The organism is Faecalispora anaeroviscerum (assembly GCF_947568225.1).
Classification (GTDB): Bacteria; Bacillota; Clostridia; order Oscillospirales; family Acutalibacteraceae; genus Faecalispora; species Faecalispora anaeroviscerum.
This window is the reverse complement of sequence record NZ_CANOOQ010000001.1, coordinates 2,224,849-2,237,463: the sequence shown is the minus strand read 5'-3', so window position 1 is coordinate 2,237,463 and position 12,615 is coordinate 2,224,849. Positions and strand designations below refer to the sequence as shown.

General features: G+C 53.3%; 11 protein-coding genes. 9 read left to right on the top strand and 2 right to left on the bottom strand.

Annotated elements, in window-relative coordinates; genetic code table 11:
• Positions 1 to 5 precede the first annotated feature (5 nt).
• The 5 genes from QOS46_RS11045 (at position 6) to QOS46_RS11025 (ending at position 5,082) form a co-directional block, all read left to right on the top strand.
• Complete coding sequence (locus tag QOS46_RS11045; RefSeq protein ID WP_283609717.1) at positions 6 to 644, top strand: hypothetical protein; 639 nt, start codon at positions 6 to 8, stop codon at positions 642 to 644.
• A gap of 50 nt (positions 645 to 694) precedes the next feature.
• Complete coding sequence (locus tag QOS46_RS11040) at positions 695 to 1,273, top strand: YcxB family protein (protein ID WP_283609715.1); 579 nt, start codon at positions 695 to 697, stop codon at positions 1,271 to 1,273.
• Positions 1,270 to 1,827 carry a YcxB family protein gene (locus QOS46_RS11035; protein WP_283609714.1) on the top strand — a complete coding sequence of 186 codons (558 nt, stop codon included), beginning with the start codon at positions 1,270 to 1,272 and terminating at the stop codon, positions 1,825 to 1,827. The genes QOS46_RS11040 and QOS46_RS11035 overlap by 4 nt, the downstream gene beginning before the upstream one ends.
• Positions 1,828 to 4,395 (top strand): DNA gyrase subunit A, encoded by a 2,568-nt coding sequence (gene gyrA, locus QOS46_RS11030; RefSeq protein WP_283609712.1) that lies wholly within the window; start codon positions 1,828 to 1,830, stop codon positions 4,393 to 4,395.
• A 267-nt stretch (positions 4,396 to 4,662) separates the two neighbouring features.
• On the top strand, positions 4,663 to 5,082 hold the full coding sequence (locus QOS46_RS11025) for a YjdF family protein (RefSeq protein ID WP_283609710.1): 420 nt from the start codon (positions 4,663 to 4,665) through the stop codon (positions 5,080 to 5,082).
• 38 nt (positions 5,083 to 5,120) lie between these two features.
• On the opposite strand, the gene QOS46_RS11020 is transcribed toward QOS46_RS11025, so the two are convergent.
• On the bottom strand, positions 5,121 to 5,843 hold the full coding sequence (locus QOS46_RS11020) for a DUF3870 domain-containing protein (RefSeq protein ID WP_283609708.1): 723 nt from the start codon (positions 5,841 to 5,843) through the stop codon (positions 5,121 to 5,123).
• A gap of 763 nt (positions 5,844 to 6,606) precedes the next feature.
• On the opposite strand from QOS46_RS11020, the gene QOS46_RS11015 reads away from it, so the two are divergent.
• Together QOS46_RS11015 and QOS46_RS11010 are read left to right on the top strand one after the other, a co-directional pair.
• Positions 6,607 to 8,199: an N-acyl-D-amino-acid deacylase family protein gene (locus tag QOS46_RS11015; protein ID WP_283609707.1), complete on the top strand. Its 1,593-nt coding sequence runs from the start codon at positions 6,607 to 6,609 to the stop codon at positions 8,197 to 8,199.
• A gap of 65 nt (positions 8,200 to 8,264) precedes the next feature.
• The gene (locus tag QOS46_RS11010; RefSeq protein WP_283609706.1) at positions 8,265 to 9,596 is read left to right on the top strand and encodes a TRAP transporter large permease subunit; all 1,332 of its coding nucleotides are present in this window, start codon (positions 8,265 to 8,267) and stop codon (positions 9,594 to 9,596) included.
• A gap of 353 nt (positions 9,597 to 9,949) precedes the next feature.
• Here QOS46_RS11010 and QOS46_RS11005 read toward each other — a convergent pair whose 3' ends face one another.
• Complete coding sequence (locus tag QOS46_RS11005) at positions 9,950 to 10,495, bottom strand: NUDIX hydrolase (RefSeq protein ID WP_283609703.1); 546 nt, start codon at positions 10,493 to 10,495, stop codon at positions 9,950 to 9,952.
• Between the two features lie 238 nt (positions 10,496 to 10,733).
• On the opposite strand from QOS46_RS11005, the gene QOS46_RS11000 reads away from it, so the two are divergent.
• A complete protein-coding gene (locus QOS46_RS11000; protein ID WP_283609702.1) occupies positions 10,734 to 11,576 on the top strand; it encodes a M14 family metallopeptidase in 843 nt (280 codons plus the stop codon).
• Positions 11,577 to 11,777: 201 nt separating this feature from the next.
• On the top strand, positions 11,778 to 12,431 hold the full coding sequence (locus tag QOS46_RS10995; protein WP_283609700.1) for a lysozyme inhibitor LprI family protein: 654 nt from the start codon (positions 11,778 to 11,780) through the stop codon (positions 12,429 to 12,431).
• Positions 12,432 to 12,615 lie beyond the last annotated feature (184 nt).

Here is a 12,615-nt window from a genome sequence, read left to right as displayed (position 1 = left end):
CAAAAATGGACGACAATCATCGAGCACAGTCAAATGGAATAGACCAGGTGGAACAGGAAGAAACCGCGGAACCTCCGCAGCCGGGTCATTCCCAAAAGCTGAATCTGGTGGCGGATGAGGATGCCGCCGAGTATGAGGAGCAGCAAACTGGGGTGCGCTTTTCGTATATTCTTCGGCAAGAGGAATGCTACGAGGCGCTGAAACAGCAGGACAGCCGCAGCCAGGCCTACAAAAAGAAGGTTCGCTGGCTGATGCTGGTCGGCGCTGTGGTTGTGATCTGCCTGATTCTGGGAATCGCCATACCGGAGCAGGGGGGCCGGCTGCTTCGGGTTGCGATTCTGGGCGCGTTGGCAGACTTTTTCGTGTGGATTTCGCCGCGTTTGCGTATGAACGGAATGGCAAAACAGCTGACAACGGGAGAAGAAATTAGTGTGGCTGTTTACCCGGATGAGATTTCGATCACGGTGGGGACCAACCACTGGAACATACCGCTGGATGATACGGCGAAGATGGATTTAACCCCGCAGCTGATTTTGCTGTACAGTGAGGGGCGTGGGCTGGTGATTCCGCAGCGCAGTATCGACCCGGCCATTCGGGCGGATGTGCTTGCGATCCTTACAGCCGGTACACAAAAGTACGAATAAGCCAATCAGTAAGTCAAATACTTTGAGTTTCGGAAAAGGAGGCGGCGAAAATGGCGGAGCTTTCCCGCGAGGCCCCGGTTTTAGTTTTAGAGCAGCAGCTCAGCGCAGAAGATTACGCGCAGGCGGCCCTGCTGTATGAAAATACCCTGTTCCCTTTTCGCCGGTACTGGGTGCGGGCGGGCGTGTGTATTTGCGCCGCAGTTCTGGTGGCGTCGATGATTCCGTGGTATTTGTCGCGCTTTTCCACGGCATTTGTTCCGGCTTGCGGGGTTGTGTTTTTTCTGGCGCTCGCGCTGTATTTCTGGCGGGAGCAGCCACGGCGGCGGCTGCACGGAGCGGTGCTGCAGTTTTGCGGCAACAGTCTTTTGCGCCTGCCCGGAAAAATTTCGATTTACCAGAACGGAATTGTGCTGGAAAACGACGTGGAAACACTCAGTGAATTCTGGACTGATTTTTCAGGCTGTGTGGAGGGGCACGCGTATTATGTGCTTTGGGGCGGCATCTCCCGCCCGCTGCTGATTCTAAAAAAGAGCGCGCTTTCCCCCGAACAGGCCGAGCGACTGAGTGCGCACCTGAGAAATACGTTTGCGAGGCGGTGTCGCCTGGCAAACGGCGGGAGATTTCGGTGACCGGCCGGGAGCAAGGCGGCCAGACGGTGGCCAGCTTTGTCTTGACCCGGGAGGATTATGTGAGCGCCCGCTTGGCGGCGGCGCGTGCGGCCTGCCGGTCGGCAGAAATTCAGATTCTTCGCTGGGGCGGGTTCTTTCTGGTGGTTACGGGCATTGTTCTGCGTGTCTTTTTTGCGGTGAATGAGTACAGCCGGATTCTTTCTACCCTGATGGTACTGCTGGGCACGGTGATCGGCTTTGCGATCGACAGCTGGCAGCCGCTGCTGATTCGGCATCAGGCGCAGCGCTATTACGATACGCATGGGGAACGCATGCTGGCCCAGACCATGATATTTGAGGAAGAAACCATGTCCGTCCAAACAGACCGGTACCGGGCTAAACTGCCCTATTCCTACCTGTACCGGGTGTATGAGGACGGAAAGGTGTTTTTATTATATACAGGACAAAACGAGCTTTGGGTTCTGCCCAAGCGGGCGCTGCCCCCCTGGGACCTGGTAAGGGTTCGGGAGCTTTTGAAACGGAATGAAAATTACAAGCGGGAAGGTGTCCGATAAATGGAGGAAATGCAAACAAACCGGGTGATTAACGTTGACCTGGAAAAAGAGATGAAACAATCCTTTCTGGATTATTCCATGTCGGTAATTATATCGCGTGCGCTGCCCGATGTGCGCGACGGACTCAAGCCGGTGCACAGAAGAATCTTGTACACCATGTTTGAAAATGGTCTGATGCCTGAAAAGGGCTACCGTAAATGCGCGGATACGGTCGGCGCCGTGCTGGCCCGGTACCATCCGCACGGCGACGCGTCGGTTTACGACGCTTTGGTGCGTTTGGCACAGGATTTTTCCATGCGATACATGCTGGTAGACGGCCACGGCAACTTCGGTTCCGTAGACGGCGACCCGCCTGCTGCCTACCGTTATACCGAGGCGCGCCTCGGTAAGCCCGCCGTTCGCATGCTCACCGATATTGAAAAGGACACGGTGGATTTCCGCCCGAACTACGACGACCGTTTGAAGGAGCCTGTGGTTCTGCCGGTGAAGTTCCCGAATATTCTGGTCAACGGCTCTACCGGTATTGCCGTCGGTATGGCGACGAACATCCCGCCTCATAACATGGGCGAGGTGATCGACGGCCTGTGCGCGCTGATCGACAATCCCGACCTGACCATGGAAGAGCTGATGGAGCACATCAAGGGGCCGGACTTCCCCACCGGCGGCATCATCATGGGCCGCAGCGGAATCCGCGCGGCATACGGCACCGGCCGCGGCCGTGTAATCGTGCGTGCCCGCGCTGAAATCGAAGAGGAAAAGAACGGCCGCTTTAAGATCATCATTTCAGAGCTGCCGTATCAGGTGAACAAGGCTCGGCTGATTGAGTATATCGCCGAATTGGTGAAGGATAAGCGCATCGAAGGAATCTCGAACATTGAAGATCACTCCGACCGAAACGGCATGCACGTCGTCATCGACATCAAGCGTGACGCGTCGCCGCAGATTGTGCTGAATCACCTGTACACCTACACCCAGATGCAGACCACCTTTGGTGTGATCATGCTCGCGATTGTAGACGGCGAGCCAAAAACCCTTACGCTGCGGGAGATTCTGCAGGAATATGTTCGTTTTCAGGAAACTGTCATCGTACGCCGCACGCAGCATGAGCTGCGCAAGGCGCAGGAGCGGGCTCATATTCTGCGCGGCCTGCAGATCGCGATCGACAACATTGACGAGGTTATTTCCATCATTCGCAGTTCCAAGTCTATCCCGATGGCGAAGGAACGCCTGACCGAACGCTTTGAGCTGGACGATATTCAGACTCAGGCGATTGTACAGATGCCGCTGGGCCGTTTGACTGGTCTGGAGCGCCAGAAGCTGGAGGATGAGCTTGCCGCATTAATGGGTAAGATTGCCGATCTGGAAGATATTCTCGCCAGTGTTCCCCGCCAGCTTGCCATCATTAAGGAAGAGGCCTTGGCCGTTAAGGCGGAGTTCGGTGACGAGCGCCGCACTGAAATTGCGACAATCAGCGGTGAAGTTGACATTGAGGACCTGATTCCGCAGGAGGAATGTGTGCTGACAATGACGAACTTTGGCTACGTTAAGCGCCAGAAGGTCGACACATACCACATTCAGCGCCGCGGTGGCCGTGGTGTTTCGGGTATGACCCGCCGTGAGGAGGATGTGGCGACGGAGATGTTCGTCATCAACAGCCACGACTATGTTCTGTTCTTCTCCAACCTGGGCCGCGTGTACCGCTTGAAATGCTATGAGGTACCGGAAGGCTCCCGTACCAGCAAGGGCATTAATATTGCGAATCTGCTGCCGCTTTCCGCCGGAGAAAGCGTTACCTCCATGCTTCGCGTACCGGAATTCGATGAGGAAAGCTACCTTGTCATGGTTACGAAGAACGGTATCATCAAACGCACCGTGCTTAGCGCCTACAATACAGCCCGAAAGGGCGGCGTAATCGCCATCGATCTGGATGAAGGCGACGCGCTGAGCTGGGTTCGCCGTACCGACGGCAGCCGCGAAATGCTTGTGGCGACGAGAAAGGGAATGGCAATCAGGTTCCGCGAAACGGATGTGCGCGCCATGGGCCGTACCGCGCGCGGTGTGAAGGCCATCACGCTGAAGGACGGCGATTGTGTCACCGGGCTTTCTACGATCCGCGAGGGTGGCTTGGTGCTCACTGTTTCTGAAACCGGCTACGGGCGTCTGTCCCCCATTACCGATTACCGCACCCAGTCCCGCGGTGGCAAGGGCCTGCTGAATTACCATGTTGCAAAATACGGTGATGTAGCGTCTATTAAAGTGGTTGACCCTGACGATGATGTGATCATCATTTCCTCCGACGGCGTCATCATCCGCATCCATGCGGCATCCATCCGCGTTTGTGCCCGCCCAAGCAAGGGCGTGCGTGTCATGCGTGTGGATGGCATAGAAAATCGCGTTGTCACTCTGGCCAGAGCGCCCCACGACGACGAGGAAGAAACCGACGATTCCATGATTGAGGACGACGGTTCTGCCGAGAGCGCCGAAGATCTGGTGGAGGAAGAGGTTCTCGATGAGGCGGTTCCCGAAGACGCCGCATCTGAGGGCAATGATACGCCCGGGGAAGAATAAGCTTCCGTTACTCTTTTCAATTATCATCCTCTGAATTTGGAGGAAATAGCCAGCGCCCGTTTTCCGGCAGTTTGCCGGAGCGGGCGCTGTTTTTTTTGTCAGCAAAGCCAGTTTGATGAATTGACATCTGATTCAATCAACGCTAGAATAAAAGCGCAAAGATAAAAACACAGTTCCGGTTGGTAGTCCGGACGCGGCGAGAGCTGTCAGTAACCTGCCTCCTTGGTTGTCCGTTCTTTGCAGGGTATCAATAAAGGAGGATGTACAATGGAACGAATTTTTTCCAGACTGACGGTGTATTTTGAAGACCCCTTCTGGGTGGGTGTTTACGAGCGGGAGTGTGGCAACACGTACGAGGTGTGTAAGATCACGTTCGGGGCCGAGCCAAAGGACTACGAGGTGTACGAGTTTCTTCTCAAAAACGATCAGCGGCTTTTGTTCCGGCCGTCGCTGAGTGCGGCGGCAGTTTCTGAGAAAATCAGGAACCCGAAGCGGATGCAGAGAGAAATCAGCCGGCAGCTTCGCCCCGCCGGTGCCGGTACAAAGGCACAGCAGGCTTTGCAGCAGGCGCGGGAAGAAACCAAAATGGAACGCAAGGCACTCTCAGCCGAGCAGCGGGAAGCTGAGAAAGACCGCCGGCACGAGCTGCGCATGAAAAACAAAAAAGAAAAACACAGGGGCCATTAGCCCCTGTGTTTTTATCTGTATGGCGTCGTAATTGTCTTTTATGAATTTTGCCCGTTCTTTTTCTTTTCGTTTTCCAGCTTCCAATTAAGCACCTTATTGTTCGCATCCCGTAAAATCGTAATCACCGCACGGTTGGAATCCTCCCAGTACTGATCCTGAATCCGCCGGATCATCTCCTCCAAATCTGTGTAAAAGCTCAGCCCCAGAATTAGCTGCGACAAAAATTCCGAGGTTTTGGGACAGATCGTGTTAAACTGAACATCGAGAATTGCTCCGGTTCCCGTTTCAATCAAAAATGAGCCGATCAGCAGCTGGTTACCAATGACGATAGGGTTTTTATTGACGGCCTTGGAAAATCCTACCACGCAAATGGTATCCTCCCTGTGCTGCTGCAAAGCGATCCCCTTCTTTCCTTCGTTTGCCTTTAACAGATCTTCGCGACCCATCTGCCGCAGCCGGTCGGTCACCTTCGCGAGTGCGTCCTTCATGCACACAATCAGTGCGCGGCGGGAAAGGCCCCAGTAACGGCTTTGAATATTTTCCATAATTTGCGGAATATCTGAATACAGGCAGTAGCCCGTCAGCAGGCTTTTCATAAAATTGCGGGTGGTGCTGCAAATCATGTTTACCTCTGCATCTACAATCTCGCCGGTTTCCGGCTCAAAGAGTAAAATCACCAGAAGCCGGTCGTAGTTTACGGCAATCGGATTTTCCGGCGTAGGCCGTGCAATTCCGGTTACATATACCAGGCTGTTTTTCATCCTGCCTTTTCCCTTCCTTTCAAATAACCGCCTGTGAAGCGCTTCACAAGTCAAAACTGATTTTAGGGTAGCATATTGCAGGGGCAAAGTCAATCGCCTTACAAAGCTTTTGGAGGGGCACTATTCACACGTGAAATGAAAGTTCCATATATGTAAAATTCATTCATAAATTAGTCACAAAGTTAGTTGCAGTTAATAATGTTGATTTTTTTAGATAATTTGTGTTATAATTTGAATGTTTTCAGTAATTTATTGATTGTTCATACGAAATAATGGATTATGTATTGACGGCGCGATTCAACTGTGGTATTAATATATGCAAGACTTCTATTAAAAAATTTTTTCCACGCTTCTGCCGCCCGTTCGGGGAGGAGGAATCCGAAACAACCTTTTCGGTTTTCGTTTTTTCGGATGGACGGCAAACCACACACAACTAAATCATTACTGACATAGGCAAATGATTTGATTTACAGAGATCGGGTATCCCCCGGTTTCAAAGTAAAAAGGATCCTAATGCGTTGCAATTTATTTTGTGACTGTTAGGGTCCTTTTGCGTTTTTGTTTGGAATATCCTGGCATAGTGCCATGATAATAATAACCTCATCGAAAGCTTTGCTTTCGATGCCTGAGAGAACACGGCATTATCCAACCGGGCAAGGAATAGAGCTTCGCATTTTTTAATAAGCTTGCTTTGGAGGGATGATAGAACAGGGGTACTGGTGCAAAAGCTCAGTGCTAAATGATTGACAGGAGGTGTTTTGGTTTGTATGATCTGGTGATCAAAAACGGAGTACTGGCAGATGGTACGCGCTCGAAGCCGAAAAAAGCAGATGTCTGCATTGAAAATGGAGTGGTTGTGTCTGTCTGCGAGCAGTTTGAGGGCCAAGCAAGGCAGGTGGTGAATGCTGAGGGGCAAGTTGTCGCGCCCGGGTTTATCGATATTCACACACACTCCGACGCAAGCCCGCTCGTCCAGGATTTTGAACCGCAGGCAAAGCTGTTTCAGGGGGTGACGCTCGAAATTACCGGCAACTGCGGAATCTCTACGATCCCAAATAACGACCGGTATCGTGAAGAGATCAACCGCTATTATCAGGGGACCCTGGCGGTTCCCATGGGCCGCCTCGAGCTGCATGAGGATTCTGTTTCGGATGTGGCCAAACGGGTCGAACAGGCGCCGCCGTCGATCCACTACGGGATGCTCATCGGCCATGGTACGCTGCGCGGCAGTGTGATGGGCTTTGGCCTGCGCGACCCTGAGCCGGCAGAGCTGGAGCAGATGGAGCAGGTTCTCGACCGCGAAATGTCCCGCGGGGCGTTCGGCATGTCGCTGGGGCTGATTTACCCACCCAGCAGCTTCGGCAAGGTTGACGAGATCGCGGCGCTGGCCAAGGTGGTTAAAAAACACAACGGTATTGTTTCGGTACATATGCGCAGTGAGGGCCCCAGAATCTTCGAGGCGGTGGACGAAATGCTTGAGGTCACCCGGCGGTCCGGTGTTCACCTGCAGATTTCACACCTGAAGCTGATGGGCAAACCCCAGTGGGGGCGTTCGGAGGAGCTACTCCAAAAATTGGAGGACGCGCGCGCCGAGGGACTCGAGATTACCTGCGATCAGTACCCGTACACGGCCACTTCCACCAGCCTGACGGCGCTTTGCCCCAAATGGGCGTTTGACGGCGGGTTGCAAAAGCTGGTTGAGCGGCTTGTGGAGCCGACGCCACAGCTGCTTTCCGACATCCGTGCCGAAATGGAGAACCGTGGCGGGGCCGATGCGGTGATGATCGTTTCCACAATGGACCGTATGCTTGAGGCGGTCGGCAAAAATCTGGCGGAGCTTTCAGAGCTTCTGGGCTGCCCGCCCGAAGAAGCGGCGGCTCGCTGCCTGGTTCAAAGCCAGGGCGCCGTGGCCTGCAATTATTTTTGCCTAAATCAAAACGACATGCTTCGTATTATGAAGGATATGCGCATTGCGGTGGGCAGCGACGGCGTGAACTACCCGTTTGACCACTCTGTAATGGATGTAGAGGTACATCCCCGCAGCTACGGTACCTTCCCCCGTTTTCTCCAGACCGTGCGCGAGCATCGGCTGATGCCGCTGGAGGACGCGGTGTATAAGATGACCGGCTTGCCCGCGGAAATCCTCGGCCTTTCCGACCGAGGCGTGATCGCGCCTGGGAAAGCGGCGGATCTGACCATCTTTGATCAGAATACCGTGGAGGATCGCTGCACCTATCTGAACTCCATGCAAAAGCCGGCAGGAATCTCCCATGTCATCGTCGGCGGCGTGCCGGCTTTGCTGAACGGCGAACGTACCGATTCCAAATCAGGAAGAATTCTTCTGCACACAACATAAACATGGTATTGCGGCAAAGAAACGTATTTGCCATTGCGGTAAAAGAATAGAAGGAGGTATATTTTATGGAAATGGGTAGCTGGGCACTGTTTTCCGCCCCATCCCTGCTGGCGCTGATTCCCCTGGTTGTCTACATTGTTATGGTGTTCATGGGGAAAGACAACACCTCTGGCATTATTGTGGGTATCGCCATCGCGGCGGTCATGATGGGCCAGAACCTGAAGATGCTGGCCGCGGCCTTTGCGCAAAGCCTTGGCTCCACCACCGCGCTGATCGGTGTCATCATCATGACCGGCGCCGGACTCGGTGTACTGATGACAGAAACTCGAGTCACCCACACACTGGTGTACTGGATCGTGAAGGGCATCGGTGTCAACACACAAACCAAAGCAAAAATCGCACTGATTATCTGTTCCATTCTCATCTGCGGATTGCTGGGAACCCTTGGCGGCGGCAACGCGGTCATTGCCCCGATTATGATTCCGGTGATGGCTTCGCTGGGGATTACCCCCACCGTGGTGGCAGCCCTGTTTAAGGTATCCGGTGAAATCGGGCTTATTTTAGGGCCGCTGACCGGCGTGACCCTCATCACCATGGAGGTGACGAAGCTTTCTTACAGCCAGCTGATGCTGGGCGCGGCAATTCCGTTCTCCATTTTTTGGCTGGGCGGCATGTGGTTTGCGGTAAAACGCACCCAGAAGCGCACCGAGGGCAAAGAGAAATATGAACTCGGTGACGGCATTACAAACCTGGACGACATCGTGATTACTCCTAAAGAGCGCATGACCACTATCGCGTTTCTGGCTTCCTTTGTTCTTCTGGTTGCGTATGGAATCATGACCAAGCAGGGCACCAACTACGCTTTGATCGTTATGATCCTCTTGGCGGTTGTGATCAGCGTATTTGCACGCATCAGCATTGACCATGCCGTAGCCTCTATTTCAAAAGGTATGGCCAGCCAGGCGCATATGTTTGTTGTGTTCGTTACTATTGACGTTCTGCTGAACCTGATTACATTGGGCGGAGGCTTTACGGCACTCTCCAACCTTTTGGGCAACGTTGCGGGCGACAGCCCAACGGCTGTGATGCTGATTGCTTCCGTTGTCGGCGGCTTCGGCATTGAGGCTGCGGCTGTGGCAGAGATTAAGATCATTGCTGAGATGTTCGGCGCGGCGGCGGTTTCCGCCGGCCTGCCGATGAGCATGTTCGCAATCTCGATTCTGGCGGCAACCCGCCTCACCGGCTCCGTGTACCCCACCACCAACATGATCGGCCAGCTGGGTATCGCGCACTCCAACAACACCAAAGAGATGCTTCAGGCCTCGTGGATCGCGTCCGGAACCGTTGTGGTGTTTATCCTGTTGTGGGCGTTCATCGGGCCAATGATTTTAACCTAAGCGTATTTCTTTTTTATGGCTTAACAGCCATTACAGAAAAATATTCTCCTACAAAGAAAGAGCCGCGGAAGTATTTCCGCGGCTCTTTCTTTGACTCGCAGGGTTAAGCCTATGTCCCATTAGGGGTATGGGTATCGCTACCCCATTGGTGGACGGATTAATGCTTTGGCAAAGCCTTTTGATGTTCCGTGTGGGTTTCGTGACTGTTATTCACAAAAATAGCAGAAATACACATTTGAAATGGAAGCGGTTCTCGCGGAGACGTCTGTATAAAGCAGCGCTTCGGAGGAGCATTATTTCACATAAAAAAGTTTTCCACGATTTGCCCGGGCTTCGTGGAAAACTTTTTTATTTTATAATTTTCCGGCACGCAGGAGCGCGTCGATTTTTAAGATAATGGTTTGGGTTTTGGCGTCCGGCAGCTTGTTTTCCAGCACCAGCTGCACGGCCTGCTCCAGCGGAATGCGCTCCGCTTCCAAAAATTCGTCTTCGTCCGGGCGGCTCTGCCCTACGGATTCTATACGGCAGGCAAACAGCCGGATTTTTTCATCGCAGTAGCCAGGCGACGGGTATAAATCCCCCAAAAACTGGTAATCCTTTCCAACAGTTCCCGTTTCTTCCAACAGCTCGCGCTTTCCGGCTTCCAGAGGGTCTTCCCCACGCTCCAGCTTCCCGGCCGGCAGCTCTGTTACCACCTCTCCGTAAGGGTAGCGGAACTGCCGCACAAACAGCAGCTCGTTTTTTTCCGTCAGCGCGCCCACGCATACGCCACCCGGATGCTCCACAACCTCACGCAGAGAGGTGACTCCGTTTTCAAGTAAAGCCTGATCGACCCGCAGGTTGACGATTTTCCCCCGGTAGCGGTATTCCTGCTGCAAGGTTTTTTCTGAAAGCTTCATCAATGAATCCCTCCATAGCCTGTTTTGCTGCCTGGTGAGGCGACTCCGGGTACAAATGCCCGGTTTCTTTCCGCCAGCCTTGTGGGGCTCCGCGAAGGAACCGTGTTTGGCACCAAAAATTGTAAGCTTATTATAGCATGATAGCAAGGGTAGAATCAAATCGGATGGCCTATCTGCGACAAAGTTTTTGGTGGAGCGTCACTTATACTGGGATTACCAGAAAAAAGGGAGTGATACGATGGAACAGCAGATCATGCCGCCGGATTATTGTTATTTAAAGCAGCAAATGCGGGAGCTGGGAAAATTCCCGTTTGCGAGGGTGGGCTCCATTGGGTGCAGTGTGTGCAGCCGTCAGATGTTTTCCTTTTCGGTCGGCTCCTCTGCGGAGCGGGTGCTGTTTGCAGGTGCGTTTCACGGAATGGAGTGGATCACCACGATGATTTTGCTGCGGTTTGCCAACAAATTGTGCGAAGCGCTGCGTGACCACACGCCGCTGGCCGGTGAAGACGTGACCGCGCTGCTGCAAAAGCGGGGGCTTTGCATCATCCCCTGCGTGAATCCCGACGGGGTGGCGATTCAGCTGTGTAATCCAGAAAAACGGTGGCAGGCCAATGCCCGCGGAGTAGACCTCAACCACAATTTTGACGCAGGCTGGTGTGAACTGCGCGAGCTGGAGATAAAGTCGGGGATCACCGGCCCCGGCCCCACGCGCTACGGCGGGCCCTGCCCCGAGAGCGAGCCGGAAACCGCCGCGATAACCCGCCTGTGCCGCCGGCATTGTTTTTGCCAGGCGCTGGCGTTCCACAGTCAGGGTGAAGTGATTTACTACGATTTTGGGGAACATACTCCGCCCTGCTCGCAGCAGCTGGCGCAGCAACTGGCAGACGCGGCGGAATACCAGGTGGCAAAGCCGGAGGGCCTAGCGGTGGGCGGCGGCTTTAAGGACTGGTTTATCGATTGCCTGCGCCGCCCCGCGTTCACAGTAGAGGTTGGCATGGGCGAAAATCCGCTGCCCATTGAGCAGTTTGAGCCAATTTACCGGCAGCTGGAGCCAATGCTGGTTTTGGCGCTGCATCTTTAGGCTCTGTTGGCAAAGCCAGAAGACTTACGGCTGAAACGGCGTCAGACCGCACGAAAAAAGCTCGGAACCTATTTGCTTAAGATTCTAGTAAGATTTTTTTCAGATTCCTGTGATTGCAAGTCAGAGGATGTTATGGTAAAGTAAATTTGCTGCCAAAACGTGAAGCGTTTGGAAATTTACTTTGGAAAGGATGTCATGGTGATGAAGAGAATGAAAACAGCATCATTGCTGATCGCTTCGATAATGGTTTTTTCGGTGTTTTTTGGGTGTAACAGGAGTACGGAGAACACGTCGTCTCTTGCGTCAGAACCGACGCTGTCTGCCCCGGAGACCTCTCAAACTCCGTCGAAAGCGCCGGCCAGTTCCTCGTCTGCGACAACATCGTCGTCTGGTACATCGTCCGCGGCGGAATCCAGCCCGGATGACAAGGCCACCTCTTTGAAGAACATTGTAACGAGCAACAAGGAATTCAACAAGCTGTTTATAAAGAACCCGATTGATAAAGCGTATTTGGCGGAGATGGAAAAAGCCTCCTCCAACGCGGATATGATTAAGGTCAATGAAAAGTATACGAAGCTCTGGCAGACGGAAATCGATTCCGGCTATAAGAAGCTGCTGGCGAAAGCCCCCGACGCCAAAAAGAAGAGCTACCAGAACCGCCAGGAAAAATGGGTGAAGAATACGCCCGACGAGCTGAAGGAGATTACGGAAAAAGCGCAGAGCGCCGGTTCCATGGCACAGCTCGAGGCCTCCGGTGAAACAATGGAATATTACAGAGAACGCGCCGCCGCGATCTATAAGAATCTGTATACGCATGATCCCAAGTTTACCTATGCCTATTCCGCGAAAAAGTAAGTTTCTTTAAAAAAAGAATAAATAAAAATCGACCTGCGGCTGTTCATCCCCGCAGGTCGATTTTTTTGTTTTTCTGCGGTTTTCCGCACAGAAAATTCTGCTGGCGCAGGGCTTGCCCCTCATGCCGGGGCAGTACTCCAATTTCCGCTTGCAAGGGATCGGAATTTTTGGCGGGCTTCTCCCG